The organism is Arsukibacterium sp. (genome assembly GCF_033721375.1).
GTDB lineage: Bacteria > Pseudomonadota > Gammaproteobacteria > Enterobacterales > Alteromonadaceae > Alishewanella.
In genome coordinates this window covers 155,850-171,985 of record NZ_JAWWAP010000004.1, presented here as the reverse complement: position 1 = coordinate 171,985, position 16,136 = coordinate 155,850, and the positions used below count along the sequence as shown (strand labels likewise).

Sequence of the window (16,136 nt, the reverse complement as noted above, 5' to 3'; positions counted from 1 at the left end):
TGGCCGGGCGATACCCGGTCTTTCGCCGGTTCAGAGCTTAATTATTCTGCTGCTGACTTTGCCAAGCCTGCTGCGCAACCATATTTGCTGTGCCGTGACTGGCAGTGGTTGTTGATAATGCTGCCAGCTTTGGCCCTGATTGACACTGTACTCGATGGTTAAACCTGGCCAGGCTGCGTTAGCCATTATTTTGCCTTGGTTGCGGATGGCTCCGGGAGGCGGCAAATAATGACCGCTATTGCTTCGTTGTAACCTGGGTAGTTCATAACTGACTAAACGTTGACTGAAATGTTGCCAGTCAGCGCGAGCTGCAGTGCTGGCTTTATCCGGCTCCCAGCCGGCTTTATGCCAGGCCCGCTCTGCCAGGGCAATCAGCCGCGGATAAAGCATCTGCTCCAGTTGCGCCGGGGTACGAATGGTTTCACTCCATAATTGCCCCTGAATACCCAGCATATTTTCCGGTTTTTCCAGCTGCGGTAATTCGCGGCCAAGCAGCGCTGCTAAGTCAGTAATAGCGGTGCCATCGCGGGTAAAGTCAGCATTGTGATACAAATGATCCGGCCGGTAGAAAAATACTTTCTCGGTGTCGGTGGAACGCGCTGCCCAGTAGTAGCCACGCTCGGCCGGGTGTGCTTCCTGTGGGTGATCAAAATACAGATTAGTGCCAGGCGATTGCACTACGTCATAACCGGCATTAGCAAACAGATAAGCTCTGTCACCATAGCCCCATTCCCAGATATTATCCCAGGCATTGACCACTATCTGAGGATTCTGAAATTGCTTGCGGGCAAAAGGCTGGGCTGCGGTTGCCATTAAGCCATCTTCCCAGGCGGCCAGTGCCAGGCCACGCTTAGCAGTCAGCTGTGCGACCCGGTTAATAAAATAGGGCTTTAAATTATCAATGCTGTTAATGTCGTTGTCTGGCATGGCAATCAGCTGCTGGCAAGCCGGTGACCCCTGCCATGAACCTTTCGCCACTTCATCACCGCCCATATGAAACAGCGTTAACTCAGTGCCGGCATCAAGATACATTTGCTGCAGTTCGCTGATTACTTTGTCAATAAACTGATAGCTTGATTCCAGACAAACATTTACTGAGTTGTCGTTATAATTCTGCACGGTCAGATATTCGGACAGATCGTGATCTTCTGTCAGCCGGTAGTGTGCCGCCTGCTCTGGCTGTTCGGCCAGATTCAGCCGCTGATACCGTGCTTCCATTGCTTTAATGGCAGCACGGGCATGGCCGGGCAGGTCAATCTCCGGGATCACGTCAATATGATGAGCCTTCGCATAGCGTAGTAGCTGGATAAACTGCTGACGGCTGTAATAGCCGTTACCTGAACCTGACGTATGCGGGCCGGTGCCAAGCTGGGTCAGCAGACAGCGCTGCTCGGTTAAATCAAAGCAGCGATATGCGCCCAGCTCTGTCAATTCCGGTAAGCCCGGAATTTCCAGGCGCCAGCCTTCATCCTCTGTCAGGTGAAGATGCAGCTTATTCAGCTTATAGCGGGCCATTTGTTCAATCAGCCGCAGGGTAACTTCAATACCATGAAAATTACGCCCCATATCGTAGTGCATACCACGCCAGCGATAGCGGGGCTGGTCGCTGATTAACAGCTGTGGCAACTGGACGCCGCTAGTTGCCTCTTCTTTGACGGGAAGCAGCGCCAGCAAACTCTGAATGCCGTAAAACACGCCCGCTTTGTCAGTACCGGTAATCTCGATGACATCCTGGCTAATCTGTAGCTGATAGCTTTCAGCCCCGTGGGATGCCTGGCTATCCGTTAATTTCAGCCGGATTTGTTGGCTGCCCGTTGCCGTGGCAAGCGCGATATCAGTTCCAAAATATTGCTGTAGTTGTTGCTGCAGATATTGTCCTTCCTGCTGCAGTTCAGCACTGATATTCAGTTGCCATTTGTCGCTTAATGCCGCGCTGCCTTTACCTGGCTGCAGCTTGGCTGGCGATGGTACAATACGTTGTTGCAGCAGAGAACTGGTTAGCGGCGGGCCGTTAGCTGCCTGATTATCCCGGTAGCGCTGCTCATTGGTCATAGTGGTAAATTTATCGCCAGCGCCAATATTGCGCAGCAATTGCCGGGGTTCGGTCATTGGCCGGACAAAGTGGCTGAATTCTTCAGTATCGGTATTGGCGAATATTTCGGGCATTAAACCGGCTGCAACAATAAATGCCCGTGGCATAAAATCACTGTAGCTGATGATCCAGGGTGCAGACTGAAAATTCAGTTGTAACGTCTGACCTGCTGCCAACCCTTTAAAGTCGGTGGTAGGTGCAATGCGATGCAAATCGCCCTGAATATGCTGTAATGTCAGGCCAGCCTGCTCAGTGCTGTTAAGCCGCCGTACCATATGCAGATATATCTGCCAGTCAGCCTTACCGGCCGGCAATGCCTGTGCTGACTTGTTGATAAGCTCGATGCTACCGCTAAAGCTAGAGGGTTCGGCCAGTAAGTTTGATTCAACGGCAAACCAGAGCTCAGCGCCCTGGGCAAAGTCAGCCAGTTCACTTTGGCTGCTAATGGCTGCTTTGCCATACCAGCTGACAAACCCCAAAAAAAACAATATGTAAATGTAACGCATGCAGCTGCCTCCGGCGGCGCCGGAAAAATTCCGGCTGAAATATAAACAAGCCTCTTGTTATTTGTCAGATTTATTATATGCTGAAAAACAAAATGACAACGCTGTCAATTTGGCAAAGACTTATGCTAAAGTCAAGTTTTAGCCAATTACACCGCTTACTTTACAGCACAGCTTGCTGAGTGAACCACGCCGACTCAGAAAAGAGGATGTAGGATGACGACTGAGGTACTAACACAACAACCCCTGTATTTGGGCGTCGATGGCGGCGGTAGCAAATGCCGGGTTGTGCTGATGACGGCTGATAATAAGCTGCTGGGTGAGGGATTATCTGGCCCGGGCAATCCGCTGCGCGGTATGCAACTGGCTACGGCCTCAATTCTGGATGCTACCGCTCAGGCGTTAACCAGTGCCGGCTTACCGCAGAGCACCATGTCGCAGCTTATAGTAGGTGCAGGTCTGGCAGGGGTGAACTTGCCAGAGTATTATCAGTTATTCTCAGCCTGGCAGCACCCGTTTGCCAGCTTACATCTGACCAGCGATTTACACATTGCCTGTATTGGGGCGCATAACGGCCAGGACGGCGCCGTGCTTATCTGTGGCACCGGTTCCTGTGGGCTGGCAGCGGTGAAAGGCCAGCTGCTGGAAGTGGGGGGCCATGGTTTTCCCTATGGTGACAATGGCAGTGGGGCCTGGTTCGGCTTGCAGGTATTGCAGCAGGTACTGCGCAGCCTCGATAAACTGATTGAGCCAACGATACTGACAGAGTTATTGCAGACAGAAGTGCCGTTCAGCAATACCCTGCAACTGGTATCGCATTTTATGAATGCCAGCCCTACCGACTATGCCGGGCTGGCACCATTGGTGTTTTTAGCAGCGGAGCAGGGCGATTCGGTTGCCCGGCAAATTGTTGAGCAGGGGGCAGGTCACATTAATGCCATTGCTGAGCGGCTAATGACTATTCAGCCTGCAGCCTTGTGTTTAATCGGTGGTCTGGCATATAAAGTAGAACCTTATCTGACATCGGCAGTGCGCCAGTTAGTAGTACCGGCGTCTCAACCGCCTGAATATGGCGCGGTGTGGTTTGCCAGGCAAGCTGCTGCAAACCGTATTGCAACCGGAACAATATGATGAATACCGATACAAAACATGACAGCAACTCCGGCAGCATTGCGGTTGCCTCGCTGTTTGATGGCAGCCACTGGCACAGCAATGTGGAACTAAGCTGGCAGCACGGAAGGATTTCCGCTATCAGGCCGGCAACCGGCGCGGTTCAGGCCGGTACGCTGGTACCGGGTTTTATTGATTTACAGGTTAATGGCGGCGGTGGAGTGTTATTTAATACTGCTCCATCGTTAGCAACGTTACGCCAGATGATGCAAGCCCACGCCCGTTTTGGCACCAGTGCTATGTTACCCACTGTTATTACTGATTCTGTTGCGACAATGCAACAAACAGCCGATGTCGTAGCGCAGGCTATTGCTGCAAAGCAACCGGGAATAATTGGCTTGCACTTTGAAGGGCCGCATTTATCGGTACCGAAAAAAGGGGTACATCCGGCGGAGCATATCCGGCCGCTGTCAGCAGCAGAGCTGGCACTTTATCAGCGCACTGATATCGGCATCAAGTTGATTACCGTGGCACCGGAAAACGTCACACCGGATCAAATAAAGCAATTAATCACGGCGGGCATGCAGGTCTGGCTGGGGCACTCAAATGCCGATGCTGCAACCGTGCAACAGGCACTGGCCGCCGGGGCTAAAGGATTTACGCACTTATATAATGCCATGTCGCCACTGACCTCGCGCGAACCGGGAATGGTCGGGGTGGCGCTGACCGATGCTGACAGCTGGTGCGGGATTATTCTGGATGGTCTGCATTTGCATCCCACTGCTGCCAGGCTGGCATTAGCTGCCAAACCCAGAGGTAAACTGCTACTGGTAACCGACGCCATGTCGCCGGTTGGCACGGATGACACTGAATTTGCTTTTTTCAGCGGTAAAGTGGTGCGTGACGGCAATAAACTGACTAATGAAGCCGGTGCACTGGCGGGCTCGGTGCTGGATATGGCCAGCGCGGTACGATATGCCATACAAACCCTTGCTGTTGAGCCGGGCGAAGCATTACGGATGGCATCACTTTATCCGGCCGAGGCATTGGGCTGCGCTGATAACCGTGGCCGGCTGGGCCAGGGATATCTGGCCGATATGCTATTGCTGGATGCGCAGTATCAGGTGCAGCAAAACTGGGTTGCTGGCAGCAGTATTTATCAGATAAAACAGCACAAATAACTCATATGATGATAATAACAGAGGAATAAAAAAACATGGATACATCCCTTGCCCGGCCGGCAGGTCACAGCAGTGTGCTGCCAATGATCATTATCGGTATTTTATTTTTTATTTTTGGTTTCGTAACCTGGTTAAATGGATCTTTGATCCCGTTTTTAAAAATTGTTTGTGAGCTGAATGAGTTTCAGGCGCTGCTGGTTACTTTTGCGTTCTATATTGCCTATGTGGTGATGGCGCTGCCGATGTCGTTTGTGTTGAACAAAGTAGGCTATAAAAATGGCATGGTACTGGGGTTATTAATTATGGCCATTGGCGCCATCCTGTTTATTCCCGCGGCGCAGACTTCTCACTATGCAATGTTTCTGGCGGCCTTGTTTATTCTCGGCACCGGCCTGACCATTTTGCAAACGGCGTCAAATCCTTACATTGTCTGCATTGGTCCGCGCGAAAGTGCGGCGATGCGGATCAGTATCATGGGGCTGGTGAATAAGGGCGCTGGCTTTGTAGTGCCTATTATTTTCACTGCCTGGGTATTAACCGGTATGGAACAGTTTTCAGCAGAGGCCCTGGCTGTGCTGACAGCAGCTGAGCGGACGGTACAACTTGCCGAGTTATCTAACCGGCTGGTTACGCCTTATATTTATATGACGGTTGCACTGTTGCTGTTGGCGGCATTTGTTAAATTTTCACCTTTGCCCGAATTGAATTTAAACGACAGCGACGAAACCCATACTGCCAACACGTCCTGGACAGCCGTTTTCAGCCACCCGCAACTGATTTTGGGGGTGTTAGCGCTGTTTGTGTATGTCGGGGTTGAGGTTATTGCCGGTGACACCATTGGTTTATATGGCCAGGGGCTGGGTGTAGCCCACTTCGGTGCCTTAACCTCTTATACGATGGCGTTTATGGTATTGGGTTATCTGGTGGGGGTATTCTGTATTCCTAAGTATTTATCGCAGGATCGTGCCTTGCAGGGATCGGCGGTGTTTGGTTTATTATTTACCCTGGGCGTGATGTTTGGCAGCACTGACAGTAGTCTTATAGCGGATATACTGTTCGGCTGGAGTGGTATTCCGGTCGTGCCGGATACGGTAATGTTTCTGGCATTGCTGGGTTTTGCTAATGCCTTGGTATGGCCGGCGGTATGGCCCCTGGCATTGCAAGGGCTGGGTAAGCTCACCAGCACCGGCTCGGCTTTGTTGATTATGGGCATTGCCGGAGGCGCTATTTTACCTATGGTTTATGGTTACCTGGCTCATGACTCAGGCAATAGCCAGTTTGCTTACTGGATAATGTTGCCTTGCTACGGCTATATCCTGTTCTATGCGTTTAAAGGCCATAAACTCCGGCAATGGCGCTGATTGATTTCAGGTTTTACTGAACTTAGCTTGTAACGCCTGCTCAACATGAGCGGGCACAAAGCTACTAATATCACCGCCATGCCGGCACACTTCTTTGACTAAAGTTGACGAAATAAAGGTGTTTTTCTCTGACGGTGTCATAAACAGGCTGTCCAGCTCCGGATTTAACTGCCGGTTCATGCTGGCCAGCTGGAACTCATATTCGTAGTCGGCAACAGCGCGCACCCCCCGCAGCAGTACCTGGGCATGCTGCTCTTTGGCAAACTGCGCCAGCAGGCCGGAAAAACCGATGACCTGCACATTGGCGCAACCGACGAATGCCTGCTCAGCCAATTGTACCCGTTCCTCCAGGCTGAATAGCGGCTGCTTACTGGGATTTGATGCTACCCCCACGACTACCGAGTCAAACAACCGGGCGGCCCGCAAAACTAAATCGCTGTGACCATTGGTTAACGGGTCAAAGGTGCCGGGATAAATGGCTTTTATTTTCATATGGCTGTTCTTTTAATTAGTATGTTTATGTTATCGCCATCTGCCACCATGCCGGCGCAAGCGACTAGAGTTTTTAGTCAGTTTGGCGTTACTATAGCAAACTACTATACCAACAAAGAAGCTTAGCTGCCGCCATGGAAAAAAAGCTCAGAACCAAAGATAAAATTTTGCAGGCCAGTATCGCCTTGTTTAATGAAGTAGGCGAGCGTCAGGTTACTACCAACCATATTGCCGCCCATCTGGGGATCAGCCCGGGCAATTTGTACTATCATTTTCGTAATAAAGAAGACATTGTCCGCCAGATATTTAAAGAATATGCCAAGTTACTGGAAACCAGAATTAAACCGCCTTCAGCTCAAACTGAGGCGCTGGATGCGCTGGCCGAATATCTGGATGTGGTGTTTGAGCTGATGTGGCGGTTTCACTTTTTCTACGCTAACCTGCCGGATATTCTGGCTCGCGACAGTGCATTACAGCAGGATTATGCCCGGGTACAGCAGGGCGTGCTGGATCGGGTGATCTCAGTGTTAAAGGCGCTGAAAGCGAAAGCCGTGATTGAAATTGCTGACGAAGATATCAGCGGTTTTGCTCACAATATTAAGCTGTTAGTGACATTCTGGATTAGTTATCTGAAAACGCAGGCGCCAGAGAAAGCGATAAATCAGGCCAGTGTGTATCAGGGCGTATTAAAAGTATTATTGCTGTTTAAACCGTATGCTACCGCTCAGGCGTTACCGCGGATCAGCAAGTTGCAACAGCACTATGCCTCTTTGGCCGGTGCAGATCAGACCAGCTACTAAAAATCAGCCAGCTTGTATCTGATTATTTACAGCTACCAGACTGCCAGCCACGATACTTAGTGACGAAACGCTGCATGGCAGCGCCTTAACCTTTACAATGTACATCTTTAAAATTCGCTCAGACCATCGCCAACCAGGAGGCCGCATGCGCAACAGCGCTTTTCTGCAACATCTACAGCATCAAATCGAAGACGTAACCGCCGAGGGGTTATTTAAAGCAGAGCGGATTATCTCCTCTCAGCAACAAGCTGATGTGACTGTGGGCGGTACTCAGGTACTGAATTTCTGTGCTAACAATTATCTTGGTTTAGCCAATCACCCGGATTTGATTGCAGCGGCAAAACAGGGCCTGGATAGTCATGGCTTCGGCGTGGCATCGGTACGTTTTATTTGTGGTACCCAGGATATTCATAAAACCCTTGAAGCGAAAATCAGCGAGTTTTTGGGCACCGAAGATACTATTCTGTATTCCTCCTGTTTCGATGCTAACGGTGGTTTGTTCGAAACCATTTTAAGCGCTGAAGACGCGGTTATTTCTGATGCGTTAAATCATGCTTCAATTATTGATGGTGTCAGGTTATGTAAGGCGAAGCGCTATCGTTACGCCAACAACGATATGGCTGATTTAGAGGCCCAGTTAAAGCAAGCCGATGCTGACGGCGCCCGGTTTAAACTGATTGCCACCGACGGTGTGTTTTCAATGGACGGCGTCATTGCGGATTTAAAAGCGGTTTGCGATCTGGCAGATAAATACAATGCACTGGTGATGGTGGATGACAGTCACGCGGTCGGTTTTGTTGGTGAAAACGGCCGTGGTACGCATGAATATTGTGATGTGCTGGAGCGGGTAGACATTATCACCGGCACGCTGGGCAAAGCTTTAGGTGGGGCGTCAGGTGGTTATACCTCGGGCAAAAAAGAAGTGATTGCCTGGCTGCGCCAGCGCTCGCGGCCCTACTTGTTTTCCAATTCATTGGCGCCGTCCATAGTTACCGCATCGATTAAAGTACTGGAGATGCTGGCTTCAGGCGCTGAACTGCGGGCGCGGTTATGGGAAAATGCCAATTATTTTCGCGAAAAAATGTCTGCGGCCGGCTTTACCCTGGCAGGAAAAGACCATGCCATTATTCCGGTGATGCTGGGCGACGCTAAAGTTGCCGCCGAGATGGCGAAACGGATGCTGGCCGAGGGCATTTATGTAGTGGGCTTCTCCTTTCCGGTAGTGCCCAAAGGTCAGGCCCGGATCCGCACCCAGATTTCGGCAGCACACAACAAAGCACAGCTGGATAAAGCGATCGATGCGTTTATCCGGATAGGTAAAGACATGGGCGTGATCGCATAAGGGCGGGACGTAGAATGAAAGCATTAGCAAAGTTAAAAGCAGAACCGGGCATTTGGCAGACCGAGGTGGATAAGCCGGAAGTTGGTCCGAATGACGTGTTGATTAAGATTAAAAAAACCGCGATTTGTGGCACCGACGTCCATATCTACAAATGGGATGAATGGGCGCAGAATACCATTCCGCACGGTATGGTGGTAGGCCATGAGTATGTTGGTGTTATTGAAGGGATGGGCTCTGAAGTCCGCGGCTTTAAAATAGGCGACAGGGTGTCCGGGGAAGGTCATATTACCTGCGGTCACTGCCGTAACTGCCGGGCGGGCCGGGTGCATTTATGCCGTAATACGACTGGCGTTGGGGTGAACCGGCCGGGCTCTTTTGCTGAGTACCTGGTTATTCCGGCGTTTAATGCTTTTAAATTACCGGACAATATTCCGGATAATATTGCTGCTATTTTTGATCCCTTTGGTAATGCGGTACACACCGCGCTGTCGTTTGACCTGGTTGGTGAAGACGTGTTAATTACCGGTGCCGGCCCTATCGGTATTATGGCGGCGGCAGTGGCACGCCACGTCGGTGCCCGCCATGTGGTGATTACTGATGTTAATCAGTACCGGCTCGACTTAGCGCTGAAAATGGGCGCCACTAAAGCAGTTGATGTCAGCAAGCAAAATTTAAAAGACGTAATGCAAGAGCTTGGCATGACAGAAGGCTTTGATGTCGGGCTGGAAATGTCCGGCGTGCCATCTGCGTTTCGGAGCATGCTTGATACGATGAACCATGGCGGTAAAATTGCCATGTTAGGCATTCCGCCGTCTGATATGGCGGTAGACTGGAACAAAGTTATCTTTAAAGGCCTGGTAATCAAGGGTATTTATGGCCGCGAAATGTTTGAAACCTGGTATAAAATGGCCAGTTTAATTCAGTCTGGTTTGGATCTGACCCCGATGGTAACCCATGAAATGCCGATGGCGCGTTTTCAGGAAGGGTTTGACATTATGTGTTCCGGTCAGTCAGGTAAAGTGGTGCTTAACTGGTAAGGCTGATTTACATCAAGCTATTCGGAGCAGGTATGACAGCTTATGCCTGCTTCGACAAAATATCTGATTTGGCGAGTTCCGCTAGTAGTAATGCCAGAATATCGCTGCTGGTTCGCAGCAACCGCAGTTGCTGAAATAAGTATGCGGCTTGCGGGTACTGCAGTTTTAAGTAACTGAACCACTGTTTAACCCGGTTCGCATAGTATTTGCCCTTATCACCGGCCATTTCAAACTCTGAATAGCGCATCAGCAGCTCAAGCACCTGCTGCCATGGCATTATTGGGTATTGTCGCTTAATTGTCTGCGCCAGGTTTGGCATGGCCAGCGCGCCGCGGCCAAGCATAATGTCCTGGCAACCGCTTTGCTGCTGGCAGAGCAGAGCATCGCTGGCCGTCCAAATTTCGCCATTGGCAATCAGCGGAATAGTGACATGTTGTTTAATCCGGGCAATCCAAGGCCAGTAGGCAGGTGGCCGGTAACCATCGCTTTTAGTCCGGGCATGCACTGCCAGGCTGCTGGCGCCGGCAGCACAAATGGCTTCGGCATTCGCCAGGGTCAGGCTGGTGTCATCATAGCCAAGCCGGATTTTGGCACTGACTGGAAAGGCCGGAGGCACAGCGTCCCGCACCGCTTTAACGATCCGGTACAGCTGCTCTGTTTCTTTTAGCAGTACTGCACCACCACGGCTTTTGTTCACAGCTTTCGCCGGGCAGCCGAAATTTAAGTCGACCCCTGGCGAGCCAAGCTCAACCGCCCGCACCGCGTTCTCTGCCAGCCAATGGGGTTCCTGCCCCAGCAACTGGACCCGCACCGGGGTTCCTGCCGCCGTTTTACCGCCTTGAAGCAGCTCTGGACAAAGCCGGTAAAATACCCGGGCAGGTAAACGCTGATCGACCACCCGGATAAACTCGGTGATACATAAATCATAGCCACCAATTTGGGTTAACATCTCCCGCATCAGATGGTCTACCACACCTTCCATCGGTGCCAGTACAATTTGCATATCCCGGTCCTACTTTAAGCTGCAGCTGAGTTGCCATGATTTCAGGGCGCTATTGTAGCCGGAACGGAGGGTATTGGATATTACTGGCCGGATAAACGTTTCAGTAACGCCTGATTTTCCCGCTCAATATGCCGGTAAAACTCAATATCAGCCAGCTCTGCCGCTGCCGCATCATCCAGTACCACAACAGCCTGCTGATGCAATTGCAAAGCAGAGGCCGGACAGGCGGCAGTAAGCGGACCTTCAATCATCGCCTTTACGGCACTGGCCTTACTGGTTCCGGTTGCCAGTAACAATACTTTACCGGCATCCAGAATAGTGCCTATGCCCATGGTGATTGATAAATGAGGTTGATATTCACCGGGTTGAAAAAACCGGGCATTGTCAGCGATAGTAGCCGGAGTCAGAGTTTTAATTCTGGTACGGGAACGCAGTCCGGACGAGGGTTCATTAAAACCGATATGGCCGTTGCGGCCAAGCCCCAGCAATTGTAAATCAATACCACCGGCATCGGCTATTTGCCGTTCATACTGCTGACATGCTGCAACGGGATCAGTGGCGGTCCCGTCAGGAACCGCGGTATTCTCTGGCAAAATATCGATAGCATTAAACAAATGCTGCTGCATAAAATAGCGATAGCTTTGCGGATGATCGCCAGCTAAACCGAGATATTCATCAAGATTAAACGTTTTGGCTCTGGCAAAAGAAACCTGTTGCTGCCGACAGGCGTTTACCAGCAGCTGATACAAGGCAAGAGGGGTGGAACCCGTGGCCAGACCCAGCACAGATCCCGGCTTATCGGTAAGCTGCCGGATGAAAAGGTTTGCGCCATACTCTGCGACAGCGTCTGCTGAGGGTAAGATAACAATTTGCATTGGGGCAGCCCTGATTTAATTAATGCGATACATTATTTTGCTTTATTGCTAATGCAGTAAAGGTAGCAGATAAAAGCGTTAATGACAACGCTGTCATTTGCTGTGGTAAAGTGCATGTCGTTGCTTCAGATCCCGGTTACAGTATTTGTTGAACCCGCTTTAGTGCGGCGGCAGCGTTCAGAGCAATAGACAACCTCGGGCCAGTTCAGTTGCCATTTTTTGCGCCAGCTGAAAGGTCGCTGGCAACGAGGACATATTTTTTGTGGTAAAAGCGGTTTACGATGAACCACTGCTCAGCCTCAGCTACGGTTAGTTAAGGCTGTATACGGTATGAATATTCTGACGGTGCAATAGTTCGGCAAAATCCGGCAGACTCAGACTGTCCAGCTCCAGTACATCCAGGATTGCGCCGCTGTAATTCTGCCATTCGGGGTCGACGTTGACGTTATATAACAAGCGGCTTTCACCACTGAAAAACTCAGCCAGTTTAAGCAAGGCAAATAACTGTTGCTCGTAGTCGTTATCGGATTGCAGAATAAGCGCCGGGCTGTGATGGTAGGCGATAACATTACAGAGCTCTGCTGTCAGTCCCCAGGACTGGGCAATTAAATAGCCCAATACTTCATGGCAGGTCTGAAAATGCTGCTCTTCAATTTCGCTGTAGCCCCGGCCAAGTTGCAGGCCTTGTTGCATAATGGCAGCATATTGGGGTGCCTGCTCGCTAATCAGTGCTATGCCAGCATTATGGAATAAGCCAAGGCTATAGCAGTCGTCCTGCGCCGCCTGGTTAAGATTAAACTGTTTTGCCAGTGCCATCGCGATAGTGGCAGTATGCAGGGCGCTGCTCCATAAACGCTGGCTAAAAGGATCCTGCCTCCCCTCGGCCAGGGTAAAACGCAGCAAGATGCTGCGAACCAGCGCAATGACCCGGTTCAGGCCAAGATATTTGCAGGCATGTTCTATTGAAGTGATTTTCTGGCGCAGACCAAAAAAAGCGGAATTGACGACCTTTAAGGTAAAACCGGCGATGCCAACATCCAGATTAATCAATGCCGCTATCCGGCTGATGTTAGGTTCGCCATTAGCCAGTTGTTGCTGAATATGTTGCAGGATCTCTGGTCGCGGCGGAATAGTAAAACCGCTTAAAGCCCGCTCAATCATCGCCATATCTAAGGCAGTTGTCATCACGGTTTCTCCACCTGCTGGGCCATATATTTACCGATATTCGCTATAGTAAAAGATCAGCAATAAATTGCAATCAGCGATATTGGCCCGATCAGTTCAATAATTTTATGAATCCAGATAGGGCCGGCCGGCCATCAGCTGCTGAGCCAGCATTAATTCACTCTGCTTATCTTTAAGCTGCAAATCATTAAACTGGACATCAAACTGAATAAGATCCTCATCAGGCAGGTTTAATGCCACCAACTTGTCTGGCACCTGGCCTACCTGGCGAAAGGCATTTACCGCAACCTGAGCGGCTTGCTCCATCAGGGTTAGAAACTGACCCAGCGGATATTGCTGGAACACGTCTGCGTCTAAATGCGCCCAACCCAGCAGATCGCCACTGATGCTGCCATCGGCATGGTCGGTAAATAGCATCGATACTGCAGGGCAAGCTGGGTTCTCACCGGCAGTAAACTGACCCACATCGGCTTCATTAAACAACAACACGAAGCCAAAGCCCGGGCAGCCCTCCGCATCCATATCGTCGAACGAGGAATCGTACAATAAAAATAAGCGATTATCTGACGGATTATCGGACACAGAGCCTCCGGTATTAAATATGAACCGGCTATTTTACCTGAGCTGACGCCCGGGCTAAAGCCCTAAAAGCAAATTTTAACGCGGTGCGGCAACGACCAGCGGTTTAACTACTGGCCAGGTCAGGCTGCCAGGGCATTTCCAGCAACAGCGCCAGGGCGGATAGCAGTGCCAGCTCAGTGTCTGTCTCAAGTTTATCTGCTGCCACAGCAGCCAGAATTGCCTGCCAGATATGCTGTTTCAATAGTGGTGCAGCGCCCAGCAGCTGGTCCAGGTGCTGAGCTAAGCCGGTTAAATCACTGGCAGGCATCGGGGTATGGTCTGCCAGTCCCAGCGTTTTTATGCCGGCCTGCCATGCCTGCTGACAGGCTTCGTGATCACCCGCTGCATATGCGACGGTAGCGAGTAGTTGTAAAACCGGGGTTTGTACAGCGGTAAAATCCGTTTGCCTGCTGCCGCGAATGTGTGGTTTTGGTTGAAAGTGGCTGGCAACAGTATGCTCAATAAAGTTGATTATGATCCACTCCGGCAATGACAATTGTTTATCAGCAGCGGACAGTGCCAGAATTAACTGTTCAAAGCTGCGAAACTGAGCCTGACTCAGCGCTTTTAACGCCGGCACGGTACGCTGCAATAATTGCACTTGTGACGGCAGACTCAGAGCCTGCACCGCATCAATTAGTTGATCTACCTGCTGCAATAACTCCAGCGAGCCTTGTTCTTTTATCAGTTTTATTTGTTGCGCTTCATAATCAGGATGCTGTAATAACAAGGCACAAACAATTGCCTGAGCCTGCAGTGGCTGGCGACTATTTTGCACCAGCAGTGCTGGCAAAACGGCCACAGTCTGAATAACCGCCAGCTTATCTGGCATGGCGGAACCGGCAGCTGTTTTCTCTGTGTCGGGCGGTGCGGCTTCTGCCTGGCTTACCGGGCTGGGGAATTTACCATTCCAGTGGGGTTCCAGGCGCTTAATTCGTTTGGAAAGCGGTGGGTGGGTGGCAAAAATACTGGCCCAGCGGGAAATCGCCTCGCCAAAAAACAAGTGACTGTTCTCATCGGCATTCTGGTTTTTAACGCGGCTACCGGCACTGTGAGCGCCGATCCGTTTTAACGCGCCGGCAATACCTCTGGGGTTGCGGCTGAACTGCACCGCAGAAGCATCGGCCAGATATTCGCGTTGCCGGCTGACGGCCGCCTTAATCAGATTACCAAAGAAAGACCCTACATAGCCAATTACCACCAGACCAAGGGCAATTGCCAGGATACCGCCGGCATTTTTATTTTTACCACTGCTGCTGCGGCCGACAGTGCCTCTGGCAGTGCTGCCGGATCGCAGCATGTAGTAGCCGATATGCCCTAAAAACAGAATGCCGTTTAAGACAGCAATCATCCGGATATTCATCCGCATATCACCGTTCAGAATATGGCTGAATTCATGGGCGACTACCCCTTGCAGTTCGTCCCGGTTTAATTGCTCAATGCAGCCCCGGGTGACGCCGATTACGGCATCACCCGGACTGTAACCAGCAGCAAAAGCATTAATGCCCTGTTCGGGTAACAGATAAACCGGAGGTACCGGAACATTTGCTGCTATCGCCATCTCCTCGACTACATTCAGCAAGCGCCGCTCGTGCGGATCGTCGCTGGCAGCATCAATGCGGCTACCGCCCAGACTGGTTGCCACGACTTTGCCGCCGCCTTTCAGCTGCTGCCATTTTACCAGTACAGCAATGCCAACGGCGGCAATTACGGCTAGACTAATAAATGAAACGGTTTGCCAGGGCAGCCCCCGTTCAGCCACGGTCTGTAACTGGACGCTTTGCATATCGACAAATCCCAGCCCGACCAGCACCAGCGCGTTGGTCATTACCAGCAGCAGGATAACGGCCAGGCTGAACAGCGAGATCAGAATGCGGGTATTTCGGCGGGCCAAATCCTGTTGGCTGAAAAAGTTAGTTGCCATGGTTTATCAGAAGCTGACTTTAGGTGCAGCCTGAATTAACTGACTGTCTTCAAATTCCAGCAGGGCGGCATCGTTGGCATGGCCAAAGGTGGCCGCTACCAGTACCGGCGGGAAGCTTTGTTTATAAGTGTTGTATTCAGTAACGGCATCATTGAATGCCTGTCGGGCAAAGGCAACCCGGTTTTCAGTGCTGGTCAGTTCTTCAGACAATTGCATCATGTTCTGATTGGCTTTCAGATCAGGGTATGCTTCCATCACCATATTCAGCCGACCCATTGCACTTTGCAATGCGCCTTCAGCGCCGGCAAGCTGGCTGATAGCACCGGCATCGCCAGGGTTGTTCGCAGCCACTTTCAATCCGGCCATCGCGGCGTTACGGGCACTAATGACTGCTTCCAGGGTTTCCCGTTCATGCGACATATAAGCTTTGGCAGTTTCAACCAGATTAGGGATCAGGTCGTAGCGACGCTTTAACTGCACTTCAATTTGCGCAAAAGCATTCTGAAATCGATTTTTTAATTTTACCAGCTGATTAAAAATGCTGATGACATAAAAAATGATGACTGCAAATATGACTAGAACAATAAGTAGATTCATGGCAAATTCCCGG

The 16,136-nt window shown here is 50.8% G+C and carries 15 protein-coding genes; 6 read left to right on the top strand and 9 right to left on the bottom strand.

Features of this window, described 5'->3' with window-relative positions; genetic code table 11:
* Positions 1 to 30: 30 nt before the first annotated feature.
* A complete protein-coding gene (locus R3187_RS07660; RefSeq protein WP_318966109.1) occupies positions 31 to 2,598 on the bottom strand; it encodes a family 20 glycosylhydrolase in 2,568 nt (855 codons plus the stop codon).
* A gap of 213 nt (positions 2,599 to 2,811) precedes the next feature.
* Between R3187_RS07660 and nagK the strand changes: the two genes are divergently transcribed.
* Genes nagK through R3187_RS07645 form a run of 3 tightly spaced genes read left to right on the top strand, consistent with a single transcriptional unit; the run spans position 2,812 to position 6,247 of the window.
* Complete coding sequence (gene nagK, locus R3187_RS07655; RefSeq protein WP_318966108.1) at positions 2,812 to 3,726, top strand: N-acetylglucosamine kinase; 915 nt, start codon at positions 2,812 to 2,814, stop codon at positions 3,724 to 3,726.
* Complete coding sequence (gene nagA / locus R3187_RS07650) at positions 3,723 to 4,886, top strand: N-acetylglucosamine-6-phosphate deacetylase (protein ID WP_318966106.1); 1,164 nt, start codon at positions 3,723 to 3,725, stop codon at positions 4,884 to 4,886. Before nagK ends, nagA begins: the two co-directional genes overlap by 4 nt.
* 35 nt (positions 4,887 to 4,921) lie before the next feature.
* Entirely contained in the window at positions 4,922 to 6,247 is a 1,326-nt protein-coding gene (locus tag R3187_RS07645; RefSeq protein ID WP_318966105.1) for a sugar MFS transporter, read from the top strand.
* A gap of 6 nt (positions 6,248 to 6,253) precedes the next feature.
* Here R3187_RS07645 and coaD read toward each other — a convergent pair whose 3' ends face one another.
* Complete coding sequence (gene coaD, locus R3187_RS07640; protein ID WP_318966103.1) at positions 6,254 to 6,739, bottom strand: pantetheine-phosphate adenylyltransferase; 486 nt, start codon at positions 6,737 to 6,739, stop codon at positions 6,254 to 6,256.
* A gap of 134 nt (positions 6,740 to 6,873) precedes the next feature.
* Here coaD and R3187_RS07635 point away from each other — a divergent pair, with 134 nt between their 5' ends.
* The 3 genes from R3187_RS07635 (at position 6,874) to tdh (ending at position 9,918) form a co-directional block, all read left to right on the top strand.
* Complete coding sequence (locus R3187_RS07635) at positions 6,874 to 7,539, top strand: TetR/AcrR family transcriptional regulator (RefSeq protein WP_318966101.1); 666 nt, start codon at positions 6,874 to 6,876, stop codon at positions 7,537 to 7,539.
* 145 nt (positions 7,540 to 7,684) lie between these two features.
* On the top strand, positions 7,685 to 8,881 hold the full coding sequence (locus tag R3187_RS07630; protein WP_318966100.1) for a glycine C-acetyltransferase: 1,197 nt from the start codon (positions 7,685 to 7,687) through the stop codon (positions 8,879 to 8,881).
* 14 nt (positions 8,882 to 8,895) lie between these two features.
* Positions 8,896 to 9,918: an L-threonine 3-dehydrogenase gene (gene tdh, locus R3187_RS07625; protein ID WP_318966099.1), complete on the top strand. Its 1,023-nt coding sequence runs from the start codon at positions 8,896 to 8,898 to the stop codon at positions 9,916 to 9,918.
* Positions 9,919 to 9,958: 40 nt separating this feature from the next.
* Here the strand turns inward: tdh and dusC are convergent, their stop codons facing one another.
* From dusC to R3187_RS07590, 7 genes are all read right to left on the bottom strand, one after another.
* Entirely contained in the window at positions 9,959 to 10,921 is a 963-nt protein-coding gene (dusC, locus tag R3187_RS07620) for a tRNA dihydrouridine(16) synthase DusC (RefSeq protein ID WP_318966097.1), read from the bottom strand.
* 80 nt (positions 10,922 to 11,001) lie between these two features.
* A complete protein-coding gene (nagB, locus tag R3187_RS07615) occupies positions 11,002 to 11,796 on the bottom strand; it encodes a glucosamine-6-phosphate deaminase (protein ID WP_318966096.1) in 795 nt (264 codons plus the stop codon).
* 125 nt (positions 11,797 to 11,921) lie between these two features.
* Positions 11,922 to 12,086: a DUF2256 domain-containing protein gene (locus tag R3187_RS07610; protein ID WP_318966095.1), complete on the bottom strand. Its 165-nt coding sequence runs from the start codon at positions 12,084 to 12,086 to the stop codon at positions 11,922 to 11,924.
* Positions 12,087 to 12,105: 19 nt separating this feature from the next.
* The gene (locus R3187_RS07605; RefSeq protein WP_318966094.1) at positions 12,106 to 12,981 is read right to left on the bottom strand and encodes an HDOD domain-containing protein; all 876 of its coding nucleotides are present in this window, start codon (positions 12,979 to 12,981) and stop codon (positions 12,106 to 12,108) included.
* A gap of 105 nt (positions 12,982 to 13,086) precedes the next feature.
* Positions 13,087 to 13,563, bottom strand: coding sequence for a hypothetical protein (locus R3187_RS07600; protein WP_318966093.1), 477 nt, complete (start codon positions 13,561 to 13,563; stop codon positions 13,087 to 13,089).
* A 103-nt stretch (positions 13,564 to 13,666) separates the two neighbouring features.
* The gene (locus R3187_RS07595; protein WP_318966092.1) at positions 13,667 to 15,526 is read right to left on the bottom strand and encodes a M48 family metallopeptidase; all 1,860 of its coding nucleotides are present in this window, start codon (positions 15,524 to 15,526) and stop codon (positions 13,667 to 13,669) included.
* Positions 15,527 to 15,532: 6 nt separating this feature from the next.
* Complete coding sequence (locus R3187_RS07590; RefSeq protein WP_318966090.1) at positions 15,533 to 16,123, bottom strand: LemA family protein; 591 nt, start codon at positions 16,121 to 16,123, stop codon at positions 15,533 to 15,535.
* Positions 16,124 to 16,136 lie beyond the last annotated feature (13 nt).

What these genes read in the sequence shown, in the direction of transcription:
- R3187_RS07660 (WP_318966109.1), bottom strand. Translation starts at nt 2,598, where the DNA reads ATGCGTTACATTTACATATTGTTTTTTTTGGGGTTTGTCAGCTGGTAT.
- nagK (WP_318966108.1), top strand. Translation starts at nt 2,812, where the DNA reads ATGACGACTGAGGTACTAACACAACAACCCCTGTATTTGGGCGTCGAT.
- nagA (WP_318966106.1), top strand. Translation starts at nt 3,723, where the DNA reads ATGATGAATACCGATACAAAACATGACAGCAACTCCGGCAGCATTGCG.
- R3187_RS07645 (WP_318966105.1), top strand. Translation starts at nt 4,922, where the DNA reads ATGGATACATCCCTTGCCCGGCCGGCAGGTCACAGCAGTGTGCTGCCA.
- coaD (WP_318966103.1), bottom strand. Translation starts at nt 6,739, where the DNA reads ATGAAAATAAAAGCCATTTATCCCGGCACCTTTGACCCGTTAACCAAT.
- R3187_RS07635 (WP_318966101.1), top strand. Translation starts at nt 6,874, where the DNA reads ATGGAAAAAAAGCTCAGAACCAAAGATAAAATTTTGCAGGCCAGTATC.
- R3187_RS07630 (WP_318966100.1), top strand. Translation starts at nt 7,685, where the DNA reads ATGCGCAACAGCGCTTTTCTGCAACATCTACAGCATCAAATCGAAGAC.
- tdh (WP_318966099.1), top strand. Translation starts at nt 8,896, where the DNA reads ATGAAAGCATTAGCAAAGTTAAAAGCAGAACCGGGCATTTGGCAGACC.
- dusC (WP_318966097.1), bottom strand. Translation starts at nt 10,921, where the DNA reads ATGCAAATTGTACTGGCACCGATGGAAGGTGTGGTAGACCATCTGATG.
- nagB (WP_318966096.1), bottom strand. Translation starts at nt 11,796, where the DNA reads ATGCAAATTGTTATCTTACCCTCAGCAGACGCTGTCGCAGAGTATGGC.
- R3187_RS07605 (WP_318966094.1), bottom strand. Translation starts at nt 12,981, where the DNA reads ATGACAACTGCCTTAGATATGGCGATGATTGAGCGGGCTTTAAGCGGT.
- R3187_RS07595 (WP_318966092.1), bottom strand. Translation starts at nt 15,526, where the DNA reads ATGGCAACTAACTTTTTCAGCCAACAGGATTTGGCCCGCCGAAATACC.
- R3187_RS07590 (WP_318966090.1), bottom strand. Translation starts at nt 16,123, where the DNA reads ATGAATCTACTTATTGTTCTAGTCATATTTGCAGTCATCATTTTTTAT.